Consider the following 21,852-nt stretch of genomic DNA (forward strand, 5'->3'; position numbering starts at 1 on the left):
ATCCGCGGCTGCAAGACTGGATTCAACACACGCGAACAAGAGGTATACCTCGTGACCAACGTCACCCGTGCGCGCCGCCAGGCGCGCCTCTCTCGAGCCCTTGGGCTCCCGCTCACCCCGAAGTCCGTCAAGTACTTCGAGAAGCGCCCGTACCCCCCGGGCGAGCACGGTCGTGCTCGCCGCCGCACCGAGTCGGACTACGCAGTGCGACTCAAGGAGAAGCAGCGTCTGCGCGCGCAGTACGGAATCCGCGAGAAGCAGATGCACCGCGCCTACCTGGACGCCAAGAAGGAGCCCGGTCTGACGGGTGAGAGCATGGTCGAGCTGCTGGAGATGCGCCTGGACGCGCTCGTCCTGCGCTCCGGCTTCGCCCGCACCACCCTCCAGGCCCGCCAGGCCGTGGTGCACCGCCACATCCTGGTCGACGGCAAGCTGGTGGACCGTCCCTCGTACCGCGTCTCCCCGGGCCAGACCATCCAGGTCAAGCCCAAGTCACAGGCGATGGAGTCGTTCCAGATCGCTGCTGAGGGCGGCAACTCCGACGTCCTCGCCAAGACCCCCTCGTACCTCTCGGTCGAGCTTCCCGAGCTGAAGGCCCAGCTCGTCGCGCGCCCCAAGCGCGCTGAGGTCCCCGTGACCTGTGAGGTCCAGATGGTCGTCGAGTACTACGCTCGCTGACCTTTCTTCACCGCGGCGCGACAGGCCCCGGCGGGTGTACTCCGGTACCCTGACCGGGGCCTTCGTGTCCGCAGAAGCACCTCGCCCGCAGAGCGGGCCCACCCCGGCTGTTCCAGGAAGGACACCTCCCGACCATGCGCACCTCCGAGATCCGTCATCGCTGGCTCGATTTCTTCGCGAAGAAGAACCACGAGATCGTGCCCAGCAGCTCGCTGGTGTCCTCCGACCCGTCGATCCTGTTCACGATCGCCGGGATGGTCCCCTTCATCCCGTACATCGTCGGGACGGAGAAGTCTCCCTACCCCCGCGCGGCGAGCGTCCAGAAGTGCATCCGCACCAATGACATCGAGAACGTCGGCCGCACCACGCGCCACGGCACCTTCTTCCAGATGGCCGGGAACTTCTCCTTCGGCGACTACTTCAAGACCGGAGCGATCGACTTCTCCTGGGAGCTGCTGACCACCTCCCAGGACGATGGCGGCTTCGGGTTCGACCCCGAGCGCCTCTGGTTCACCGTCTGGGAGCAGGACGAGGAGTCCTACCGCCACGTCACGGAGGTCGTGGGCCTGGACCCGCAGCGCGTGGTGCGCCTGCCGCGCGAGGAGATCTTCTGGGACACCGGCCAGCCCGGTCCCGCCGGTCCGTGCGGCGAGTGGCACTACGACCGCGGCCCCGAGTACGGACCCGACGCCGTCACCGGCACCGTCCCCGAATGGCCCGGAGACGAGAAGGGCGAGGACCGCTACATCGAGATCTGGAATCTGGTCTTCGACCAGTACCTGCGCGGCGAGGGCAAGGGCAAGGACTACCCCCTCCTCGGCGAGCTGGACCAGAAGTCCATCGACACCGGTCTCGGCGTCGAGCGCGTCGCCTACCTGCTGCAGGGCAAGCAGAACATGTACGAGATCGACCAGATCTTCCCGGTCATCGAGAAGGCGCAGGAGCTCTCGGGCCGTGCCTACGGCGGGGACGAGGAGGACGACGTCCACCTGCGGATCATCGGCGACCATGTGCGCAGCGCGCTGATGCTGGTCTCCGACGGGGTGCGCCCGGGCAACGAGGGACGCGGCTACGTGCTGCGCCGGCTGATCCGGCGGGCGGTGCGCTCGATGCGGCTGCTCGGCTACGCGCAGCCGTCGATGCCCGCGCTGCTGCCGATCTCGAAATCCCTGATGGTCGAGTCCTATCCCGAGCTCGAGGCGGACTTCCCGCGGATCAGCGAGATCGTCTACGCCGAGGAGGAGGCGTTCCGTCGCACCCTGGAGACGGGCACCTCCATCTTCGAGCAGCTCGCGGGCGAGGTGAAGAACGGCGGCGGCCGGGTCCTGGCCGGCGACGACGCCTTCCGCCTCCATGACACCTACGGCTTCCCCATCGACCTCACCATGGAGATGGCGCAGGAGGTCGGGCTGCAGGTCGACGCGGACGCCTTCCGCGGAGCGATGCAGGAGCAGCGCGAGCGCGCGCGTGCCGACGCCGCCGCGAAGAAGTCCGGACACACCGACACCGCGATCTACAACCGGCTGCTCACCGAGCGCGGCGGCGAGGTGCCCTTCCTGGGATACACCGAGGACACCGTCGCCACCACGGTCGAGTCGGTGCTGGTGGACGGCAAGCTGGTCACCGCCGTCGAGGCCCCGGCCCAGGTCGAGGTCGTCCTCGCCTCCACCCCCTTCTACGCGGAGTCCGGCGGCCAGCTCGCCGATCAGGGCCGCATCACGCTCACCGGCGGCGGCCTGATCGAGGTCGACGACGTGCAGAAGCCCGTGCGCGGACTGATCGTCCATCGCGGGCGCCTCGTCGAGGGCTCTCTCGCGCAGGGCGCCTCCGCGATCGCGACCATCGACGGCGAACGACGCGGCGCCATCGCCCGCGCCCACACCGCCACCCACATGGTCCACGAGTCCCTGCGCGAGGAGCTCGGCCACAGCGCCACCCAGGCCGGCTCCGAGAACTCCCCGGGCAGGATGCGCTTCGACTTCCGCTACGGCCAGGCCGTGCCGAAGTCGGTGCTCGAGCAGATCGAGGGCCGCGTGAACACGCTCCTGCAGGACGAGCTGACCGTCACCGACCAGCAGATGTCCTTGGACGAGGCCAAGTCCCTCGGCGCGCAGGCGCTGTTCGGCGAGAAGTACGGGGAGGTCGTGCGCGTGGTCTCCATCGGCGGTGACTGGTCCCGTGAGCTGTGCGGCGGCACCCATGTCTCCAGCACCGGCGCGATCGGCACCGTGCAGCTGATGGGCGAGGCGTCCATCGGCAGCGGGGTGCGGCGCGTCGACGCGCTGGTGGGGCTCTCCGCCTACCGCCACCAGGCCAAGGAGCACGCACTGGTCTCCCAGCTGTCCGAGCTGCTGAAGGTCGGCGCCGCCGAGGAGCTGCCCGAGCGGGTGCGCGTCCTCACCCAGCGGATGAAGGACATGGAGAAGCAGCTCGCGGCGCTGCGCGGCCAGCAGCTGCAGGCTGAGGCCGGGCGACTCGTGGACTCCACCACCGAGGTCGCCGGCATCCGGGTGCTGACGCACGATGCCGGTGAAGGTGTCGCCGCAGGAGATCTGCGCACCCTCGCCCTCGACCTCCGCTCCCGGCTCGGCGAGGACTCGCCGGTGACGGTCGCGGTCGCCGGCCACGAGAGCGGTCGGGCGGCCCTGGTGATCGCCACCAACGCCGCCGCGCGCGAGCGTGGCCTCGCCGCGGGCTCCCTGCTGCGCATCGCGGCCGAGGCGATGGGTGGCCGTGGCGGTGGCAAGCCGGACATGGCGCAGGGCGGCGGCGGCGAGCCCGCCCAGGTGCCTGCGGCACTGGCCGCTGTGCACGCGGCGATCGAGGCGGCTCAGGACGCATGAGCCCGGGCAACGGCGAGGAGTCCCGACAGCAGCCCCCGTCGCTGCCCCGCGGGGTCAGGCTCGGGGTCGACGTCGGTGATGTGCGGGTCGGTCTGGCACGCAGCGACCTCGACGGGATGATCGCCACTCCGGTCGAGACCCTCGCCCGTGACACGGCGGTGGGGCGAGTGCTGGCAGAGGCTGCGGAGCTCGACGCGCATGTCATCATGGTGGGGCTCCCACGGTCGTTGAACGGCACTGAAGGCGTCGCGGCACAGAAGGCGCGAACCTTCGCCGTGGAGCTCGCCGCAGGCTCTCCGGAGCTCGAGGTCAGGCTCATCGACGAACGGCTGACGACCGTCTCCGCGCACAAGGCGCTCCACAGCTCCGGCAGGAAGGGCCGCAAGCACCGCCAGGTCGTCGACCAGGTGGCCGCAGTGATGATCCTCCAGCAGGCGCTGGACATCGAACGGTCCACCGCGGCGCGCGCTGGTGAGCGGGTGCCCGCCACCGCCATCCCGCCATCGACCGAGGAGGACACCCTGTGAACGACGAGGAGCTCTCCTTCGTCGACCTGGCGGATTCTCAGGGCGGCGAGCCCGCAGCGGCGGGTCGGGATGGCGCACGCGGACGTCGCAGAGGGCCCAAGCGGTCGCGTCGACGCCACGGATTCCTGCGGGGGGTGCTGCCGGTGCTGCTGGTGCTGCTGGTGGTGGGCGGGCTCATCGTCGGCGGGATCCAGGGGTACCGCTGGATCACGTCCAACGTCAGCCTCGAGCAGGAGGCCGCAGACTATCCGGGGCCCGGCAGCGGCGAGGCGGTGGTCGAGGTGGCCGAAGGCGACACCGGTACCGACATCGCCGGCACGCTCGTGGAGATGGGAGTGATCAAGAGCGCCGGCCCATTCGTCAACCTCTTCTCCAACACTCCCGAGGCCGCTCGCATCGAGCCCGGCATCTACCGCCTGAAGCTGGAGATGACCTCCGCGGATGCGCTGGAGGCACTGCTGGATCCGTCGAACCTCGCCGGCCAGAGGGTGATCATCCCCGAGGGGAAGCGGCTGACCCAGATCTGGGAGCAGCTGGCTGCGGAGACGGATATCCCGGTCGAGGATTTCACCGCTGCGGCCGAGGACTACACCAGCTACGGGATCCCCGAGAACGCTGCCGGATCGCTCGAGGGCTACCTCTGGCCCGGCCGCTATGACATCTACGAGGATGCCACCGCCGAGGATGTCATCCAGATGATGTGGGATCGGATGGAGAAGGAGCTGACCGCTCGTGACATCCCGCAGGAGCAGTGGCACGAGTCGCTGACCATCGCCTCCCTCGCGGAGATGGAGGTGCGCAAACCCGAGGACTACGGCAAGGTCGTGCGGACCATCGAGAACCGTCTGGAGGGGGCCGGCGAGGCCAAGGGGAAGCCGATGAAGCTCCAGTTCGACTCCACCGTCCACTACGTGACCGGGAAGTCCGCGAGCGTGGGGACCTCCGATGCGGAGCGCGCCACGGACAGCCCCTACAACACGTACAAGTACCAGGGGCTGCCGCCTGGACCGATCGCCGCGCCCGGGGCCAATGCGCTGGATGCCGTCGACGCGCCGCCTGAAGGTGACTGGCTGTACTTCGTCAGCGTGAACACCGACACCGGGGAGACGAAGTTCGCGGCCACCTGGGCCGAGCACGAGGAGAACGTCAAGGAGTGGCAGGAATGGGCGGACGCGAAGGGATGAGCCCGCGTCGGTTCGCGGTGGTCGGCTCGCCGGTCGAGCACTCCCTCTCGCCCATCCTCCACCGCACCGCCTATGAGGCGCTCGGCATCACGGACGCCGTCTACGAACGTCATCAGGTGCGCGCCGGGGAGCTCGCGCAGTTCCTCCGCCAGGGTCCCGGGCGGGGGCTGCAGGGCCTCAGCGTGACCATGCCGGGCAAGCCCGAGGCTTTCTCGCTGGGTTCCGAGGCCGACGAGACGTCCCGCCAGCTCGGCATCTCCAACACCCTGATCCGCACCGGCCAGGGATGGCGCGCCGAGAACCACGACGTCCACGGCATCGTCGCCGCACTGCAGGACCACGGTGCCGCCGCTCCGGAGACCGGTGCCGTGCTCGGCTCGGGTGCCACCGCCCTGAGCGCCCTCGCCGCCCTGGCGGAGCTCGGTGTGCAGAGGGTGCTGCTCTCGGCCCGCAGCGCGCACAAGCTCGCATCGCTCGAGGAGTATGCCGCCATCCGTGGGGTGGCCGTGGAGCAGATCCCCTGGGAGCGGCATCACGAGGTGCTCGCCGCAGATGTGGTGGTCAGCGCCTTGGCCATCGAGGGGGCCCGTGCGGTCGCCGAGCAATGGCGGGCTCAGTCCGATCTCGCCGTGCCCGGGGTGGTCCTCGACGTGCTCTACGACCCATGGCCCGCGCCGATCGCCGAGGTGATCCAGAGCTGCGGGGGCGAGGTGGCGGACGGACTCGAGATGCTGGCGCACCAGGCCGATATGCAGCTCCGTTCCATGCTCGCGATCCCGGCCGCGCCGGTGCGGGAGATGCTCGCTGCAGCGCGCACGGAACTGGCCCGGCGCAGGTCCGTCACCGAGGTCTGAGCGAGCATCTCGGCTCCGCCCCAGCAGGCCTGGTCACCCGGCAGGCTCCAGCTCTCATCAGGCCTCGTCTTCCAGCTGGTAAAGACCCTTGTCTCCACAGGTAAAGCATGGGTAAAGTCATGGACGACGGACAGGCCCGACGGGCCCGGGGAGAGCACGAGGGAAGTGACTCATGGAGCTGGAGCGCGAAGCGGGCGAACAGATCGATGCGGTGGCCCAGGTCGGCCTCGGCCAGCCTTCCTCGAGGGGAGATCGGCGAGGGGCTGCGGCGGAACCCGACAGGGTCCCCATCGATGCCGACGAGTCGGTCGCGGTGCTGCGGCGCTGCACGGCGCTCGCGGCCCGAGCCCGGGTGGAGCTGCTCACCGAGAGTCGGCGCACCGCGACCGATGAGCTCTCCGCACTGCTGAGCTCCATGGGGGAGTGGTCTGCGCACCTCATGGAGACGCCCGACGCAACGATGACCGTGCTCTGTGCGGCCGCCCTCCAAGACCTCGCCGCACGGCTACCGAACCCCGATGGGCTGCTGGCAGCCCGCGTCGAGGCGGTCCTGGTGCTGCTCCACTCCATGATGGCGGAAGGCCGCGTCGGAGCCCCGGCGTGATTGTCTTCACGTTCGCCCTGGCAGTGCCGCTTTCGGGTGCGAACCATCCGCAGGTGCGTGCTAATCTGCTCTAGTCGCTACGGCGATCACCCGTCCGGGTGGCGGAATTGGTAGACGCGCTAGCTTGAGGTGCTAGTGCCCTTTATCGGGCGTGGGGGTTCAAGTCCCCCTCCGGACACGCGAATAGAGCCCCGCTCCACACTGTGGAGAGGGGCTCTTCGCATTCCCGGATCCATCGCCGTCAACGGTGGCGTGGAAGAATCTGCGGCATGGTCCACGTCTTCCTCCACGAACCCGCGATCGCCGGGAACACCGGCAATGCGATCCGGCTGTCCGCCGTCACTGGCGCGCACCTGCACCTGATCGAGCCGCTCGGCTTCGATCTCGAGGACGCGAAGCTGCGCCGCGCAGGTCTCGACTATCACGACCTCGCCGATGTCAGCATCCATCCCGGCATCGAGCAGGCCTTCGCCGCGGTCCCCGGCGCGCGGGTGTTCGCCTTCACCTCGGGCACGGACGTGAGCTTCGAGAGCATCGAGTACACCCGGGAGGATGTGCTCCTCTTCGGGACCGAGCCGACCGGCCTGCCCCAGGACGTCATGGATCATCCGCGCATCACCTCCCGCGTCCGGATCCCGATGCTCCCTGCCCGGCGCTCGCTGAACCTGGCCAATGCGGTCTCGATCGCGGTCTACGAGGCCTGGCGACAGCTCGGCTACGACGGAGCCGGAGCATGAACCGGCACTCCGCCTCTGCCTCCGCCTCCGCGCCCGGAGCCCGCAGGGGAGCACCGCGCCTGCCCTCCCGACTGGACCGGCGCAACGCACTGTTCCAGCAATGGCAGGCGCTGCTGGGCAACCGCACCAAACGTTATCGCGCCGGCGAGATGATCATCCAGGGCGTGCGTCCGATCTCGCAGGCCATCGCCCATGGCATCGAGATCCGGACGCTGCTGACCGACGGCAGGGAGCAACCCTCCCAGTGGGCGCAGGAGCTGCTGCAGAGCAGCCCGGCGCCGGTGGTGGTGCTCGCCCCGGAGCTGATGGCAGAGCTGGGGGAGCGCGAGGACGGCACCCCGGAGCTGCTGGCGATCGCGGCGCTGCCCGCAGATGACCTGGAACGGCTGCACCCTGGGCGCTCGGACGTGCTGGTCGTCTTCGACCGCCCCGCCGGCCCCGGCAACATCGGCTCACTGGCCCGCTCCGTCGACGCCCTCGGCGGGACCGGCCTGCTGATCACCGGGCACTCCGCCGATGCGTGGGACCCGGCCGCGATACGTGCCAGCACTGGAAGCCTGTTCGCGATGCCGGTGCTGCGCCTGCCCTCCCATCGCGAGGTGATGGCGTGGATCGATGAGCGTCGGGCCCTGGGGGAGCCGTGGACCGTGATCGGGCTCGACGAGGCCGGCGGCCACCAGCTGGCGGACACGGACCTCTCCGGCCCCACGCTCCTGGTCGTCGGGAACGAGACCATCGGGATGAGCGCCGGCTGGCGGGAGGCCTGCGATGTGGTCGCGGAGATCCCGATGACCGGCAGCGCCTCCTCCTTGAACGCGTCGGTCGCCGGATCCATCGCGCTCTACGAGGTCCGGCGCCAGCGGCGGGCCGCGCCCTCCGTCTGAGATATGGAGGTGCCTGACCGGCTCACCGGCCGCTCAGTTCAAGGGGTCAGCCGGTCCGAGCGATCAATCGGTCCGAGGGAGCAGCCGGTCCGCGGGGTCAGCCGGTCCGAGGTGGTCAGCCGGTGCCGAGGGCGGCGCGCACCAGCGGAGCCCCCAGCAGGCCCAGGAACGGCCCGGCCAGCAGCACCGGTCCCAGCGCGAACCGCACCCCGGCGCGGCGGGTCACGCCGAGCACCACCATTCCGATCACGCCTCCCACCAGAGCGATCCCGAGGAGCGCCCCGATCAGGACTTCGCCGCCGAGGGCCGCTGACATCAGCACTACCACCGGCAGCGTCTTGGCATCGCCCATGCCCAGCAGCGGGGGAGCCAGCAGCGCCACCAGGATCGCTCCGAGCCCCAGCACCAGAGCGAGCACCGCGGCCGTGGCCAGGTCCGGGCGCATCGTCGGCACCAAGAGGGCGAGGACCGCCAGCGCAAGGGTCACCGCGCCGGTCAGCAGCCCGACCCAGCGGTTAGGCAGTCGGCGCTCTCGCCCGTCGACCCAGGCCAGCGCGAGTGCGGGCGGCAGGTAGATCACCAGCAGCACGGCGCACAGCAGCAGGAAGCTCATGGACACCAGGCCATTGCACCAGATGCTGAGGAGCTCTGCCGCCTGCTCCTGCCGGCTGTGGACAGACCCGGGCTAGAGCGTCGACTCCACCCGGATGATCCGTCGGCGCATCCAGACCTTCTTCCCGCCCCCGAGGTAGAGGCGGGTGCGGGCGTGCTCCCACCGGCCGTACTCCGCCTGCTCGGTCAGCTCAGCGCGCACCTGGCCGAAGGAGGTGCCCCGCGGCACCGTGATGATCTGGAACTCGTAGTCCGCTGCGCGCCGTCCGCGCTCGACGGGCAGGTCGCGCCATCCGCGCGGATCGCTCACGTGCTGAACGCCGGCGACGAGAGGGGTGCGGGGTCGGATCAACGGTCTTCCTCCTGTGGTCGATGACCTGCGACAGCAGTGGTCGATTGCGCTGCTGGGACTGCGGCGGATTCGTGACCAATGCGTGCACGCTTCCACTGTTCATTCTGCCGCTCGAGGATGTACGGTCCAACCATGAACACGGATCCTCGCTCCGCTCTTGCTGCGCTGATCGCTGCCCTCGAACGCCACTACGAAGCCGCCGCCGGCTCGCGGGGGGAAGACGATCCCGCGCTGGAGTCCGCCACCGAGCGGCTCGCCAACGCCTTCGACACCTACGACGATGCACTCTTCGACGCCTATGACGTCGCCACCCCCCTGATCGTGTTCGACGAGGACGACGACGATGAGGACGACGATGACGACTTCGACGATCTCGACGACTTCGAGGACGATGACGAGGACGACGATGACGAGGACGACGACGACGATGACGACTACGAGGACGAAGATGACGAGGACGACGCGCCGCGCTGAGCGCTGAGCGCCTCCGGTCACACGTCCCAGGACCTCTACGTAGTCTTCACCACTGCTCCGCTGCGCGGCGCCGGGCTCACCGCTCGGCGCCGCGTACTCTGTCCGGGTCCGGCACCGATGCTCGCCGGCACCGCAGGCCCGCAGAACCCATCGAGGAGTGTCCATGTCGTTCATCGAGGCGGTGATCCTGGGCCTGGTCCAGGCATTGACCGAGTTCCTCCCCGTCTCCTCGAGCGCCCACGTGCGCGTGGTCGGGGAGCTGATGGACCCCGGTCAGGATCCGGGCGCCGCGTTCACGGCGATCATCCAGCTGGGCACCGAGGCTGCGGTGCTGATCTACTTCTGGAAAGACATCACTCGCATCATCGGAAAGTGGTTCAAGGCACTGGCGGGGAAGATCCCGCACTCCGATCCCGACGTGCGCATGGGCTGGCTGGTGATCCTCGGCTCGATCCCGATCGGGGTGCTGGGCCTGCTCTTCGAGAACCAGATCGACCACAGCCTGCGGAACCTCTACATCACTGCGACGATGCTGATCGTCTTCGGTCTGCTGCTGGGGCTCGCGGACCGCATCGCCCCGCAGCGGAAGGAGCTCAAGGAGCTCACCGTGCGCGACGGCATCATCTTCGGCCTGGCACAGGCTCTCGCGCTGATCCCCGGCGTCTCCCGTTCCGGTGGCACCATCACCGCCGGGCTGCTGATGGGCTACACCCGCCAGGCCGCCGCCCGCTACGCCTTCCTGCTCGCGATCCCGGCCGTGTTCGCCTCGGGGCTGTACAAGGCGGCCAAAGAGGTCCCGGTGCTGCTGACGGCCGACGGTCGCGCCGCCGCCGCAGCCGCCGGTGAGCCGTCACTGCTGGCGATGGTGGTCGCCACCGTCGTGGCCTTCGCCGTGGGCTACGCGGTGATCGTCTGGTTCATGCGCCTGGTCGAGAATCGTTCGTATCTGATCTTCGTCATCTACCGGATCGTCGCCGGTCTGGTGCTGCTGGCGCTGCTCGGCACGGGGCTGGTCGACCCCCTGGGCGGGGCCTGAACCGCGGGAGGCCGACGGATCGTATGATCACGTAGTGCAATCCTGGACTTCCCCCTCTCTCAGCCCGCTTCCCGCTTCCGGCAGGCCGCTGCGCCTGTACGACTCGCGCACCGGCAGGGTCGCACCGATCACTCCGCTGGTCTCGGGACGGGCACGGCTGTACGTCTGCGGGATCACCCCCTATGACTCCACCCACCTCGGTCACGCGTCGACCTACCACGCCGCGGATCTGATGCGCCGGGCCCTGCACGATTCGGGGCTCGAGGTCGAGACGGCGCAGAACATCACCGACGTCGACGACCCGCTGCTCGAACGCGCGGACCGCGACGGGGTGGACTGGCAGGAGCTCGCCGCGTCCCAGGTCGAGCTGTTCTCCGAGGACATGGCCGCGCTGCGGATCATCGCCCCGGAGACCTATCGCTCGGTGAGCGAGGCGATGGACGAGATCATCGCCGTGGTCCTCGCTCTGCACGCACGGGGCCGGGCCTATCCGGTCGCGGCGAACGATGCCGAGGGGCCGGACTGGTATCTGGATCTCGCCGTGGACGGCGCCCTGGGCGACGTCTCGGGCTGGTCCGAGTCGCAGATGCTCGAGGTGTTCGCCGAACGCGGGGGAGACCCCGAGCGGGAGGGCAAGCGCGGTCCCTTCGATCCGCTGCTCTGGCGTGCCGAGCGACCGGGCGAGCCTGCCTGGGATGCCGGGGTGCTCGGCCGTGGCCGTCCCGGGTGGCACGTCGAATGCGTCTGTATCGCGCAGGAGGCGTTGGATCTCCCCTTCGACATCCAGGCGGGCGGGAGCGATCTGATCTTCCCCCACCATGACCTCAGCGCCGCCCACTCGGTGGCCCTCGGCCGACCGTTCGCGACGACCTACGCGCACAGCGGGATGGTCGCCTATGACGGCGAGAAGATGAGCAAGTCGCTAGGGAACCTCGTCTTCGTGCACCGCCTGGTGCGAGATGGCGTGGACCCCATGGCCATCCGGTTGGTGCTGATGGCCCACCACTACCGTTCGGACTGGGAGTGGTCCGCGCAGGAGCTCGAGCTGGCCGATACGCGCCTTGGGCGCTATCGCACTGCAGCCCAGCGCGGCGGGCATTATCCGGCGACTGTCCAGGCCCTGCGCGCCGCGCTGCGCGACGACCTCGACACCGCCTCCGCCCTCGAGGCCCTGGACAGCTGGGCCGACGGTGGGACCTCAGCGCGCTCCGACGACCTGACCGAGGGCCCCGGAGACGTCGCGGCCGCGGTCGATGCCCTCTTCGGGATCGCGCTCCTGAGCTGAGCTGAGTTGAGAGCCGAGCTGAGCTGAGCCGGGCTGAGCCGGGCTGACTGGCTGGCTGGCCTTGGGTGAGCGGAGCTGAGCTCAGCCCTGCTCGCGCCGGCGGCGCAGGAACTGCTCGAACTCCTCGGCGATCGCCTCGCCGCTGGCCTCCGGCAGGCTGGCGGCGTCCTGGGCACGCTCCAGTCGGCGCACGTAGTCCGCGACGTCCTCATCGGTGCGGGCGAGCTCGTCCACACCGCGCTCCCAGGCTTCCGCGTCCTCGACCAGCTCATCGAGCGGGATCGTGGCGCTGACCACCTTCTGCACCTCCCGCATCAGCCCCAGCACGGCCTTCGGGGACGAGTTCTGGGAGACGTAGTGAGGGACCTGCACCCATGCGCTGGTGGTCCGCAGCCCGGCGGCGGCGGTGCGGCGGGCCAGGATCGTGGGCACCCCGACCGGTCCCGAGTAGCGCTCGGCCGAGTCGACGGCCTGGGCGGGAAGCACCTCGACCTCGGCGCTGACCGGCAGCGGGCGGCTGTGCGGTGAATCCGCGAGCAGAGCGCCCAGCGACACCACTTCGCTGACGTCCAGGATCTGGAGCTGCTCGAGCACCTCGTCGCAGAACCGCTTCCAGTGCAGGGACGGTTCGGGGCCCATGACGGTGACCAGCTCGGGACCGCTCGGAGGCGTCACCAGCCGCAGCTGGGTGTCCGGCCAGTCGATGACCCTCAGCCCGTCCTCGTCCGTGCGGATCTCGGGACGGTTGACCTGGAAGTCGATGAACTCCTCGGCATCCACCGCACCGACGGGCCGAGAGGGCCAGACCTCGAGCAGATGCTCGATCACCCCGGTGGCGGCATCGCCGGCATCGTTCCATCCGCTGAAAGCCGTGATGGCGATTCGACTCATCCCTCCATCATAGGCACCGGGGGACTCCGAGCTGGGGCGCAGGGGGAACGGTTATCCTCAGCCTGCCCAGAGGGAGCCGCCGCCCCGGTGGCGGAGGAGATGGATCATGAGAAGCCCCACGCTGCGCCTCGGCGCGCTGCCTCCGATCAAGGTGAGCCCCGGAACGCTCGTCACCGTGCTGCTGCTCGCGGTGCTGATGTACCCGGCGCTGAGCCGGGGCGGTGCGGAGCCGGGCGCGGTGGTGCTGCTGGCCATCGGGATCGGACTGTTCATGATCGTCTCGGTCCTCGCGCACGAGGCGGCGCACGCCGTGATCGCCCGCGCTTTCGGGGCCACCGTCGACCACATCGCACTGACCCTCTGGGGCGGGCACACGCAATATCGCGCCCGGCAGATGTCCGCATTCGGCTCAGTGCTCGTCTCCCTCTCCGGCCCGGCCGCGAACGCGGTGCTGGCCGCGCTCATGTCGGTCGCCGCGCAGGTGGCGGGCGAGGGCACCACGCTCGCGGTGTTCTTCTCCGTCAGCGCCTGGTTGAACCTGGTGCTGGCCCTGTTCAACCTGCTGCCCGGACTGCCGATGGACGGCGGGAGGGCGCTCGAATCGCTGCTGGGCGCGGTGCTGAAGAACCCGGTGCTCGCCACCAGGATCACCGCCTGGCTGGGCCGCGGCATCGCCGTGGCGGTGGTGGCCTACCCGCTGGTCCAGATCATGCGCACCGGCGGGGCCGGGAGCCTCTCCCTGCTCACCCTGGTGTGGGCGATGCTGATCGCGGGGATGCTGTGGCAGGGCGCCACCCGCGCCCTGGACGGCGCGGCCCTGCAGCACCGCATCCGCACCCTCGATGCCGGGACCCTCGCCGTCCCGCTGCGCATCGTCGCCCCACACGCCGCGCTCGCCGCGCTCGGCACTCCCGAGGAGCTCGACCAGGTGCTGCTCCTCGAGCGTGACAGCACGCTCCCCGGCGGTGTCGGTCGGGGATACCGGATCGACCCCGATGCCGCCGCGTCGGTGCCAGCCGAGCACCGGGGCTCCACCCCGGCCCGCGCCGTGGCCTCCTCCGTCGGGCCCCTCGGCACGCTCCCTCTCTCCCTGCAGGGAGATGCGCTGATCGAGGCGATGCTGTCCCAACCCGCCCCCGCGTACTTGGTCCTCGACGAGGACCGCACCGTCCACGGGGTGCTCATGAGCGCAGAGGTCAACGCACTCCTGCGCCGGCGGTGAACATCACGGCCAGGGCCCCCACCCGAGCCATATGCTGGAACCCATGACTGATCAGCCGCAGCCCGCCGCCCACCCCGGGGCGCAGGAGCCCGCCCCCCGGGCCCCCAAGCGCGGTCTGGACCGCACCGGACCCTTCGCCCTGGGCGACAAGGTGCAGCTCGCGGACTCCAAGAACCGCCTGCACACCATCACCCTGAAGCCCGGCGGAGAGTTCCACTCCCATCGCGGCGTGCTCCACCACGATCAGCTGATCGGCGCGGAGGATGGGACGGTCGTGGAGAACACTCACGGCATCCGGTACCAGGCGCTGCGTCCGCTGTACGCGGACTACATGCTCGCGATGCCGCGCGGCGCCGCGATCATCTATCCCAAGGACTCCGCCCAGATCCTGATGTGGGGGGACATCTTCCCCGGCGCACGCGTGCTCGAGGCCGGTGTGGGCTCCGGCGGTCTGACCACCGCGCTGCTGCGCGCGGTGGGACCCGAGGGCTCCGTGCACTCCATCGAGCGCCGCGAGGACTTCGCCGAGGTGGCCCGCGAGAACGTCGAGACGTTCTTCGGCGGCCCGCACCCCGCCTGGGAGCTGTCGATCGGGGACTTCCAGGATGTCGCCCCGACCCTCGCCCCCGACGAGCCCGCCGTGGACCGCGTGGTGCTGGACATGCTCGCCCCCTGGGAGTGCGTGGACTCCGCCGCGGAGGTGCTCGTCTCCGGCGGCGTCTTCCTCTGCTACGTCGCCACGGTCACCCAGCTCTCCCGCACTGCTGAAGCACTGCGCGACCACGGCGAGTTCACCGAGCCCTACGCCTGGGAGTCCTTCGTGCGGCCCTGGCACCTCGAGGGCCTCGCCGTGCGGCCCGAGCACCGGATGAACGCCCACACCGGGTTCCTGCTCACCGCCCGCCGCACCGCGCACGGCCAGCCGGCGCTCACCCGCGTCACCCGCCCGGCGCCCGGATCCCGGCTCGAGGAGGAGCTGAACCACCCCGACAACGAGGGCTTCGGCGGCTCGGGCGGCGAATGGGGACCGCAGGACATCGGGGAGCGCGGCGTGGCTCCGCGCAAGCTCAAGCGGGCCCTGCGCGATATCCGACAGGGCCGCGATCGCTGATCGCGCCCGGGAAGGGGATGTGTGATGACGATGAAGACGTACGCCGAGATGACCGCAGAGCTCGAGAAGCTCGCGACCCACAACGAGCGACTGGTCGGCGGGCTCCGCGCCGCCCGTGAACAGATCGTCCAGCTCAAAAGCGATCTGGAGCGGGTGGGCGATCCGCCGAACTCCTACGCCACCTTCCTGCGCCGCTGCGAGGGCAGCACCATCGACGTGCTGCACAACGGCCGTCGGCTGCGAGTCGCGACCGCTGCGAGCCTCGACCTGGACGCGCTGCTGCCGGGCACCGAGCTGCGGCTGAACGAAGCCCTGGCCGCCGTCGACGCGGTCCCCGCGAGCGATGCCGGCAACGTGGTGCCCGTCGTGGAATCCCTCGCCGATTCCCGCATCCTCGTCGCCGTCGCGCCCGACGACACCCGGGTGCTGCGTCGTGCCGGCACCCTCACCGACGAGCAGCTGCACCCCGGCGATCACGTGCTGGTGGACCTCAAGAGCCAGCTGGTGCTCGAGCGCATCGACCGAGCGGAGATCACGGACCTCGTGCTCGAGCAGGTGCCGGAGGTGTCCTTCGAGCAGATCGGCGGGCTGGGCGAGCAGATCGAGGCGATCCGTGACGCCGTCGAGCTGCCCTTCCTCCAGCAGGACCTCTACCGCACCTACGGGCTGCGGCCCCCGCAGGGCGTGCTGCTCTACGGACCTCCCGGCTGCGGCAAGACGATGATCGCCAAAGCGGTGGCTCACGAACTGGTGCTGCGCAGCGCCGAGGTGCGCGGGGTGAGCGTGGCCGAGGCGCTCGAGAACTCCGCCTTCCTCAACGTCAAGGGCCCGGAGCTGCTGAACAAGTACGTCGGCGAGACGGAGCGCTCCATCCGCCTGGTCTTCGAGCGGGCTCGCGAGAAGGCGGCCGCGGACCACCCGGTCGTGATCTTCTTCGACGAGATGGAGGCGCTGTTCCGCACCCGCGGGACCGGGCTCTCCAGCGACGTGGAGACCACGATCGTGCCGCAGCTGCTGGCCGAGATCGACGGCGTCGAAGGGCTCGACAACGTGATCGTCATCGGTGCCTCGAACCGTGAGGACATGATCGACCCCGCGATCCTGCGACCCGGCCGCCTGGACGTGAAGATCCGGGTGCGCCGTCCCGGTGCGCGCGCCGGCCGGGAGATCCTCGGCCTCTATCTCGACGAGTCGGTGCCGCTGCGCGAGGACCGTGAGCAGCTGCTGGACCTCGCGATGCACGAGATCTACGACGAGAGCCCGGCCTCGGCCTTCGTCCGGGTCGAGTACTCCGACGGCGGCCAGGACACGCTCCACTTCCGTGACTTCGTCTCCGGTGCGACGCTGCGCAACATCGTGGACCGCGCGAAGAAGCTCGCCGTCAAGGACCAGCTCGCCACCGGGCAGATCGGCGTCGGCGCGCAGCACCTGCAGGACGCGATCACCGCAGAGTTCGTCGAGAACGAGGACATGCCCTCCGCCGCGCACCCCGAGGACTGGGCCCGGGTCTCGGGCCTTCCCGGCAGCGGCCGGCGCCGAGTCGATGCCATCGTCCCGCTCCAGGGACGCACCCGCGGCGTTCCCGCCGCAGAGGCGATCGCAGAGGAGGTGCCCTCATGAACGAGACTACCGGGCAGCAGCCCGAGACCGGCCTGACCACCGAGCGGGTGATGGGCATCGAGACCGAGTTCGGGGTGACCCACGCCGATCTCGAGGACCGCACCCGCGCCGGCGCCGGCAGCTCGATCCTGCTCTCCCACCTCGTGGTCGGCGCCTACGCCCTGCTCGACCCGCAAGAGGGCGAGCGCGGGCGCCGGGTGCGCTGGGACTACGGGGACGAGACCCCGCTGCGGGATGCCCGCGGCTTCGAGCTGCAGCGCGCCGCCGCCCACCCCTCCCAGCTCACCGACGAGGTGCGCGACGCCCACGTGCCGAGCGTCGAGATGGACATCCCGCTCAGCGGCCCCGAGATCGCCCCCGAGGGGGATGACGCCGAGGTGCTGACCTGGGCGACCCAGCGCTCGATCGGGAACGCGGTGCTCAGCAACGGCGCCCGCTGGTACGTGGACCACGCCCATCCCGAGTACGCCGCCCCCGAGGTGCTGCGCGCCCGCGAAGCCGTGGTCGCCGATCGGGCCGGCGAGGAGATCGCCCGCCGCGCCATGGCGCTCCTGGCCGCGGCCGACGGCATCCCCGAGGTCGCGCTCTACAAGAACAACACCGACGGCAAGGGCGCCTCCTATGGCACCCACGAGAACTACCTGGTGGACCGTGCCGTCCCCTTCGAGCGCGTGGTCGCCGCGATGCTCCCCTTCCTGGCGACCCGCCAGGTGATCGTCGGCGCCGGACGCGTGGGGCGGGGCACCCGCGGCCAGGAACCCGGCTACCAGCTCTCCTCCCGGGCCGACTTCATGGAGGCCGAGGTGGGTCTCGAGACCACCCTGAACCGGCCCATCGTCAACACCCGCGACGAACCGCACTCCGACCCCACCCGCTTCCGGCGCCTGCACGTGATCATCGGGGACGCAAACCTGCTCGAGGAGTCCACCTTCCTCAAGCTCGGCTCCACCTCTCTGGTGCTCGCCGCGCTCGAGGCCGAGCATCGCACCGGGACCGCGATCCTGCCGGACCTCCGCCTCGCGGATCCGGTGGCAGCGGTGCGCGCCATCAGCCATGACCCGTCGCTGCGCACCACGGTGCCGCTGGCTGACGGCCGTGAGCTCACCGCGCTGCAGATCCAGCGCGCCCACCTCGACGCCCTGGCCGCGGTCGCCGACCCCTCGGACGAGGAGACGACCACGCTGCTGCGCTCCTGGAGCGAGATCCTCACGCTGCTCGAGCAGGGTCCGATGCTCGCCGCCGAACGGGTGGAGTGGGTCGCCAAGCTCCAGCTGCTGGAGCGCTACCGCGCACGGCACGGCCTGGAGTGGGACGATGCACGGCTGGTCATGATCGACCTGCAGTACTCCGATCTGCGCCCGGGCCGGGGGTTGTTCGGCAAGCTCCGTGCCGCCGGCGCAGTGCCCGCGCTGGTGAGCCAGGACGAGGTCGACGCCGCGATGCGCATCGCCCCCACCAGCACCCGCGCCCACCTGCGTGGCGGGCTGATCACCGCGCACCGCGGGAACGTACCCTCCGCCGGCTGGGATGCGATCACCCTGGCCGATCCCGAGGGCGGCCACCGGCTGCGCCTGGCCGATCCGCGCCTGGGCTCCGCCGCCTGGTGCGCGCTGCACGGCGTGAACCCCACCGATGACACCGCGACGATCCTCGACGCCCTGCGCCGAGCCGTCACCGACTGAGAAGGAGCACCCATGTCCCAGCAGTCCCTGAATGCGCCCGGCAACGGCCCCGAGGAGCCCGGCGACGGCTCCGAGATCGTGACCGGCGGCCAGACCTTCGCCTCGACGCAGGCGGCCGATGATCTGCTCGACGAGATCGACTCGGTGCTCGAGTCCAACGCCGAGACCTTCGTGCGCGCCTTCGTCCAGAAGGGCGGCCAGTGACCCGATGAAGCGTCGAGTCGGAGGTCTGGAGACCGAATTCGGGCTGGTGTGCGTGCGAGCCGACGGCTCTCGGGCGCTCGAGCCCGAGGCCGCCGCGCGTGAGCTGTTCCGCCCGGTGGTGGCCATGGGCCGCTCCTCGAACGTGTTCCTCAGCAACGCCGCACGCCTGTACCTGGACGTCGGCTCGCACCCGGAGTACGCCACCGCCGAATGCGACGACTGGTGGGAGCTGGTCGCCCAGGACCGCGCCGGTGAGCGGATCTTCGCGGACCTCACCGCCCAGGCCAATGAGCGCCTCGCCGCTGACGGCCAGGACGCCCGCATCCACCTGCTGAAGAACAACGTCGATTCCGCCGGCAACGCCTTCGGCTCGCACGAGAACTTCCTGGTGGACCGCCGCGGCGAGTTCACCCGCCTGCCCCGCTACCTGCTCCCGTTCCTGGTCACCCGCCAGATCATCACCGGGGCCGGGGGAGTGGTGCGCCCGCAGCCCGGGGGCGCCGCGCCTGCCGCCGCCGACACGGCACCGGAGCCAGCGCAGTTCGTCTTCTCGCGCCGCAGCGATCACATGTGGGAGGCCGTCTCCTCGGCCACCACCCGCACCCGCCCCATCATCAACACCCGCGATGAGCCCCACGGCGATCCCACGCGGTTCCGGCGCCTGCATGTCATCGTCGGCGACTCCACGATGAGCGAGGTCTCCACCCACCTCCGCTTCGCCACCACCGATCTGGTGCTGCGGGCGATCGAATCCGGGCGCGCCCTGCCCGAGCTCAGCCTCCACGACGACATCACCGCGATCCGCGCTGTCGCCCGGGACCTCAGCGGCGCGGCGCCGATCCCGCTCGCGCACGGCGGGACCACGACCGCGATCGAGGTGCAGCAGCGCTGGCTCGACCACGTCACGCAGTTCGCCGACGAGAGCGAGCAGCAGGTGCTCGAGACCTGGCAGAAGGGGATCGACGCGGTCCGCACGGGAGACCGGAGCTGGGCCGCCACGCACCTGGACTGGGCGATCAAGGAGCGACTGTTCCAGCAGGTCACGGAGCGTCGCGGGATCGATCTCGGGGACCCCGCGATCGAACGGCTCGACCTCGCCTATCACGACATCGACCCGGCCCACGGGATCTTCCACACCATGCAGCGCCGAGGCCTGGCCCCGTCGACGCTGCCCGAGGAGCGGATCGAAGCGGCCAGGACCACCGCCCCCACCACCACCCGCGCACACCTGCGCGGGCAGGTGGTCACCACCGCCCAGCAGCACGGCGTGGACCACGTGGTGGACTGGACCACGATGCGGCTCACCCGCCCCGGCTCGATGCCGGTGCAGGTCCTGGACCCCTTCGCCACCACGCTGCCCGCGGTCGACGATCTGCTCGCCCAGATCCGCGAGCTGGGCACGGGCAGAGGCCCCGATCCGGCTCCCTTCGCCTGAGCGCTGGACCACACCCCAGCTCGCTGTCATCCGCCTGCCCGTACCCTGGTGCCTGCCCCCGCCCGCGGGGCCGCCGATCCGAAAGGTCCTGACTTGATCCGCCGCCGCACGCTGCTCACCACCGCCCTCGCCGCGACCGCCGCCATCGGGCTCGCCGCCTGCACCGACGAGGGCTCCACCGGTGGGTCCGACGGTGGTGGCTCCGACGGCGGCGGCGACGTCCTGGCCGGAGTCACCGTCAGCGACGACCTGGGCGCCGAGCCCACCGTCGAGTTCGATGCCCCGCTCGAGATCACTGCCGCCGATGCGAAGATCGTCACCGCCGGGGACGGCGCGATGATCGCCGAGGGGGACACGGTCATCTGGCGCAGCCACTTCGTCGACGCCAGCACCGGTGAGACGCTCTCGTCCTGGTGGCAGGGCGCGCCCGCCGGGGGAATGCAGGTCACCCCCGAAGGGGCGGGCGAGGTCGCCTTCTCCTTCCTCACCACCGTCCCCGTCGGCTCGCGCTTCGTGATGGCCGGCTGGCAGCAGGGGAGGGACGGCCAGGCGTACTCGCTGCTCCAGGTCGCCGACGTCGACCGCGTCGTCTCCCCGCTGCGCGCCGAGGGCACTGCTGGAACTCCCTCAGGCACATACCCTTCGGTGAGACTCGACGGCAACGGTGCGCCTTCGATTGATGCACCGCCGGAGGGCGAAGCTCCCGCGGAGACAGTGCGAGAGCTGCTCATCCAAGGCACCGGGGACACCACCCGCGCCGGCGACTACCTCACCATGCACTACACCGGCTGGTCCTGGGACACCGGTGAGCAGTTCGACTCCTCCTGGGACCGCAGGGCTCCCTTCGCCTTCGCACAGGGCCAGGGTCAGGTGATCCAGGGCTGGGACGAGAACCTCCTGGACCTGAAGGTCGGCTCGCAGGTGATGCTGGTGATCCCGCCGGACCAGGCATACCCGGAGGGCTCTCAGTCACCGGTCGCCGGCCAGACCCTGATCTTCGTGGTCGACATCCTCGACGCCGCCCACACCAACGCTTGACCTGCGCGCTCGTCCCGACCATTCTGACCATTCCTGACCATCCATCACCACAGGAGGAATCCGCATGACCGATCGCACCAAGCCCGAGGTCGAGTTCCCCGAGGGCCCCGCGCCCACCGAGCTGCTCAGCGTCGACGAGATCGTCGGTGACGGCGAGGAAGCCGGCCGCGGCGACGTCGTCGACGTGCACTACGTGGGCGTCTCCCACTCCACCGGCGAGCAGTTCGACGCCTCCTGGGACCGCGGCGAGCCGCTACGCTTCCAGCTCGGCGTGGGTCAGGTCATCTCCGGCTGGGACCAGGGCGTCCAGGGCATGAAGGTCGGCGGCCGCCGCCGCCTCGACATCCCCGCAGCTCTCGGATACGGCGACCACGGCGCCCCGCCGGTGATCGCTCCCGGCGAGTCGCTCATCTTCGTCTGCGACCTGGTGGCGGTGCACAAGCGCTGAGCAGCACCGCCGAGGGAGCGGCGGGGGAGCGCGCGGGAGATCCGGCCGACGGCCAGGAGTTCCTCTTCGCGGCCCCCGCCTTTCCTGTTCCCGATCCCTCCCCGCCGGCCGCGGTGCCGAGCGACCCGGGC

22 protein-coding genes and 1 tRNA gene are annotated in these 21,852 nt (G+C 70.3%); 20 read left to right on the forward strand and 3 right to left on the reverse strand.

The annotated features are described in order from the left end of the window. The first annotated feature begins 51 nt into the window (after window positions 1-51). The 9 genes from rpsD (at window position 52) to ACT3T9_RS04430 (ending at window position 8,311) form a co-directional block, all read left to right on the forward strand. Window positions 52-678, forward strand: a complete 627-nt coding sequence (rpsD, locus tag ACT3T9_RS04390; protein ID WP_299305334.1) for a 30S ribosomal protein S4 — start codon at window positions 52-54, stop codon at window positions 676-678. A gap of 134 nt (window positions 679-812) precedes the next feature. Then, entirely contained in the window at window positions 813-3,521 is a 2,709-nt protein-coding gene (gene alaS, locus ACT3T9_RS04395; RefSeq protein WP_444501873.1) for an alanine--tRNA ligase, read from the forward strand. Beyond that, a complete protein-coding gene (gene ruvX / locus ACT3T9_RS04400) occupies window positions 3,518-4,048 on the forward strand; it encodes a Holliday junction resolvase RuvX (RefSeq protein WP_441442997.1) in 531 nt (176 codons plus the stop codon). Before alaS ends, ruvX begins: the two co-directional genes overlap by 4 nt. Continuing rightward, a complete protein-coding gene (gene mltG, locus ACT3T9_RS04405) occupies window positions 4,045-5,232 on the forward strand; it encodes an endolytic transglycosylase MltG (RefSeq protein ID WP_441442998.1) in 1,188 nt (395 codons plus the stop codon). Before ruvX ends, mltG begins: the two co-directional genes overlap by 4 nt. Beyond that, the gene (locus ACT3T9_RS04410; protein ID WP_441442999.1) at window positions 5,211-6,086 is read left to right on the forward strand and encodes a shikimate dehydrogenase; all 876 of its coding nucleotides are present in this window, start codon (window positions 5,211-5,213) and stop codon (window positions 6,084-6,086) included. The genes mltG and ACT3T9_RS04410 overlap by 22 nt, the downstream gene beginning before the upstream one ends. A gap of 172 nt (window positions 6,087-6,258) precedes the next feature. Next, complete coding sequence (locus tag ACT3T9_RS04415; RefSeq protein WP_441443000.1) at window positions 6,259-6,690, forward strand: hypothetical protein; 432 nt, start codon at window positions 6,259-6,261, stop codon at window positions 6,688-6,690. A 92-nt stretch (window positions 6,691-6,782) separates the two neighbouring features. After that, window positions 6,783-6,868: transfer RNA gene (locus ACT3T9_RS04420), tRNA-Leu, on the forward strand. Between the two features lie 91 nt (window positions 6,869-6,959). After that, window positions 6,960-7,427 (forward strand): tRNA (cytidine(34)-2'-O)-methyltransferase, encoded by a 468-nt coding sequence (locus ACT3T9_RS04425; protein ID WP_441443001.1) that lies wholly within the window; start codon window positions 6,960-6,962, stop codon window positions 7,425-7,427. Beyond that, on the forward strand, window positions 7,424-8,311 hold the full coding sequence (locus ACT3T9_RS04430; protein WP_444501872.1) for an RNA methyltransferase: 888 nt from the start codon (window positions 7,424-7,426) through the stop codon (window positions 8,309-8,311). The genes ACT3T9_RS04425 and ACT3T9_RS04430 overlap by 4 nt, the downstream gene beginning before the upstream one ends. A gap of 115 nt (window positions 8,312-8,426) precedes the next feature. Here the strand turns inward: ACT3T9_RS04430 and ACT3T9_RS04435 are convergent, their stop codons facing one another. Further along, entirely contained in the window at window positions 8,427-8,924 is a 498-nt protein-coding gene (locus ACT3T9_RS04435; protein WP_442331698.1) for a hypothetical protein, read from the reverse strand. Window positions 8,925-8,996: 72 nt separating this feature from the next. Then, window positions 8,997-9,275: a DUF5703 family protein gene (locus ACT3T9_RS04440; RefSeq protein ID WP_441443003.1), complete on the reverse strand. Its 279-nt coding sequence runs from the start codon at window positions 9,273-9,275 to the stop codon at window positions 8,997-8,999. A gap of 132 nt (window positions 9,276-9,407) precedes the next feature. On the opposite strand from ACT3T9_RS04440, the gene ACT3T9_RS04445 reads away from it, so the two are divergent. From ACT3T9_RS04445 to mshC, 3 genes are all read left to right on the forward strand, one after another. Next, the gene (locus tag ACT3T9_RS04445) at window positions 9,408-9,749 is read left to right on the forward strand and encodes a DNA primase (RefSeq protein ID WP_441443004.1); all 342 of its coding nucleotides are present in this window, start codon (window positions 9,408-9,410) and stop codon (window positions 9,747-9,749) included. Between the two features lie 163 nt (window positions 9,750-9,912). Continuing rightward, complete coding sequence (locus tag ACT3T9_RS04450) at window positions 9,913-10,785, forward strand: undecaprenyl-diphosphate phosphatase (RefSeq protein WP_444501871.1); 873 nt, start codon at window positions 9,913-9,915, stop codon at window positions 10,783-10,785. Window positions 10,786-10,819: 34 nt separating this feature from the next. Further along, the gene (mshC, locus tag ACT3T9_RS04455) at window positions 10,820-12,070 is read left to right on the forward strand and encodes a cysteine--1-D-myo-inosityl 2-amino-2-deoxy-alpha-D-glucopyranoside ligase (RefSeq protein ID WP_444501870.1); all 1,251 of its coding nucleotides are present in this window, start codon (window positions 10,820-10,822) and stop codon (window positions 12,068-12,070) included. Window positions 12,071-12,151: 81 nt separating this feature from the next. Here the strand turns inward: mshC and ACT3T9_RS04460 are convergent, their stop codons facing one another. Then, window positions 12,152-12,961 carry a PAC2 family protein gene (locus tag ACT3T9_RS04460; RefSeq protein ID WP_441443007.1) on the reverse strand — a complete coding sequence of 270 codons (810 nt, stop codon included), beginning with the start codon at window positions 12,959-12,961 and terminating at the stop codon, window positions 12,152-12,154. Window positions 12,962-13,067: 106 nt separating this feature from the next. On the opposite strand from ACT3T9_RS04460, the gene ACT3T9_RS04465 reads away from it, so the two are divergent. From ACT3T9_RS04465 to ACT3T9_RS04500, 8 genes are all read left to right on the forward strand, one after another. Beyond that, entirely contained in the window at window positions 13,068-14,183 is a 1,116-nt protein-coding gene (locus ACT3T9_RS04465) for a site-2 protease family protein (RefSeq protein ID WP_442331673.1), read from the forward strand. Between the two features lie 43 nt (window positions 14,184-14,226). Continuing rightward, entirely contained in the window at window positions 14,227-15,294 is a 1,068-nt protein-coding gene (locus ACT3T9_RS04470; RefSeq protein ID WP_442331672.1) for a tRNA (adenine-N1)-methyltransferase, read from the forward strand. Window positions 15,295-15,324: 30 nt separating this feature from the next. Beyond that, on the forward strand, window positions 15,325-16,914 hold the full coding sequence (arc, locus tag ACT3T9_RS04475) for a proteasome ATPase (protein ID WP_444501910.1): 1,590 nt from the start codon (window positions 15,325-15,327) through the stop codon (window positions 16,912-16,914). Then, on the forward strand, window positions 16,911-18,596 hold the full coding sequence (dop, locus tag ACT3T9_RS04480; protein WP_442331670.1) for a depupylase/deamidase Dop: 1,686 nt from the start codon (window positions 16,911-16,913) through the stop codon (window positions 18,594-18,596). The genes arc and dop overlap by 4 nt, the downstream gene beginning before the upstream one ends. A 12-nt stretch (window positions 18,597-18,608) precedes the next feature. Then, entirely contained in the window at window positions 18,609-18,800 is a 192-nt protein-coding gene (locus ACT3T9_RS04485) for a ubiquitin-like protein Pup (RefSeq protein WP_441443011.1), read from the forward strand. 4 nt (window positions 18,801-18,804) lie between these two features. Beyond that, window positions 18,805-20,235, forward strand: a complete 1,431-nt coding sequence (gene pafA, locus ACT3T9_RS04490; RefSeq protein ID WP_442331669.1) for a Pup--protein ligase — start codon at window positions 18,805-18,807, stop codon at window positions 20,233-20,235. A gap of 93 nt (window positions 20,236-20,328) precedes the next feature. Beyond that, window positions 20,329-21,273, forward strand: coding sequence for an FKBP-type peptidyl-prolyl cis-trans isomerase (locus ACT3T9_RS04495; protein ID WP_442331668.1), 945 nt, complete (start codon window positions 20,329-20,331; stop codon window positions 21,271-21,273). Window positions 21,274-21,337: 64 nt separating this feature from the next. Beyond that, entirely contained in the window at window positions 21,338-21,721 is a 384-nt protein-coding gene (locus ACT3T9_RS04500; RefSeq protein ID WP_442331667.1) for an FKBP-type peptidyl-prolyl cis-trans isomerase, read from the forward strand. The last annotated feature ends 131 nt before the right edge of the window (window positions 21,722-21,852 follow it).

Source organism: Brachybacterium sp. AOP29-B2-41 (assembly GCF_052378395.1).
GTDB lineage: Bacteria > Actinomycetota > Actinomycetes > Actinomycetales > Dermabacteraceae > Brachybacterium.

Excerpts from the sequence above, each read along its gene's own strand:
- ACT3T9_RS04470 (WP_442331672.1), top strand. The coding sequence starts at position 14,227 with ATGACTGATCAGCCGCAGCCCGCCGCCCACCCCGGGGCGCAGGAGCCC.
- ACT3T9_RS04410 (WP_441442999.1), top strand. The coding sequence starts at position 5,211 with ATGGGCGGACGCGAAGGGATGAGCCCGCGTCGGTTCGCGGTGGTCGGC.
- pafA (WP_442331669.1), top strand. The coding sequence starts at position 18,805 with ATGAAGCGTCGAGTCGGAGGTCTGGAGACCGAATTCGGGCTGGTGTGC.
- ACT3T9_RS04485 (WP_441443011.1), top strand. The coding sequence starts at position 18,609 with ATGTCCCAGCAGTCCCTGAATGCGCCCGGCAACGGCCCCGAGGAGCCC.
- alaS (WP_444501873.1), top strand. The coding sequence starts at position 813 with ATGCGCACCTCCGAGATCCGTCATCGCTGGCTCGATTTCTTCGCGAAG.
- ACT3T9_RS04415 (WP_441443000.1), top strand. The coding sequence starts at position 6,259 with ATGGAGCTGGAGCGCGAAGCGGGCGAACAGATCGATGCGGTGGCCCAG.
- ACT3T9_RS04450 (WP_444501871.1), top strand. The coding sequence starts at position 9,913 with ATGTCGTTCATCGAGGCGGTGATCCTGGGCCTGGTCCAGGCATTGACC.
- arc (WP_444501910.1), top strand. The coding sequence starts at position 15,325 with ATGAAGACGTACGCCGAGATGACCGCAGAGCTCGAGAAGCTCGCGACC.
- dop (WP_442331670.1), top strand. The coding sequence starts at position 16,911 with ATGAACGAGACTACCGGGCAGCAGCCCGAGACCGGCCTGACCACCGAG.
- ACT3T9_RS04460 (WP_441443007.1), bottom strand. The coding sequence starts at position 12,961 with ATGAGTCGAATCGCCATCACGGCTTTCAGCGGATGGAACGATGCCGGC.
- ACT3T9_RS04425 (WP_441443001.1), top strand. The coding sequence starts at position 6,960 with ATGGTCCACGTCTTCCTCCACGAACCCGCGATCGCCGGGAACACCGGC.
- ACT3T9_RS04500 (WP_442331667.1), top strand. The coding sequence starts at position 21,338 with ATGACCGATCGCACCAAGCCCGAGGTCGAGTTCCCCGAGGGCCCCGCG.
- ACT3T9_RS04430 (WP_444501872.1), top strand. The coding sequence starts at position 7,424 with ATGAACCGGCACTCCGCCTCTGCCTCCGCCTCCGCGCCCGGAGCCCGC.
- ACT3T9_RS04445 (WP_441443004.1), top strand. The coding sequence starts at position 9,408 with ATGAACACGGATCCTCGCTCCGCTCTTGCTGCGCTGATCGCTGCCCTC.
- ACT3T9_RS04465 (WP_442331673.1), top strand. The coding sequence starts at position 13,068 with ATGAGAAGCCCCACGCTGCGCCTCGGCGCGCTGCCTCCGATCAAGGTG.
- ACT3T9_RS04435 (WP_442331698.1), bottom strand. The coding sequence starts at position 8,924 with ATGAGCTTCCTGCTGCTGTGCGCCGTGCTGCTGGTGATCTACCTGCCG.
- ruvX (WP_441442997.1), top strand. The coding sequence starts at position 3,518 with ATGAGCCCGGGCAACGGCGAGGAGTCCCGACAGCAGCCCCCGTCGCTG.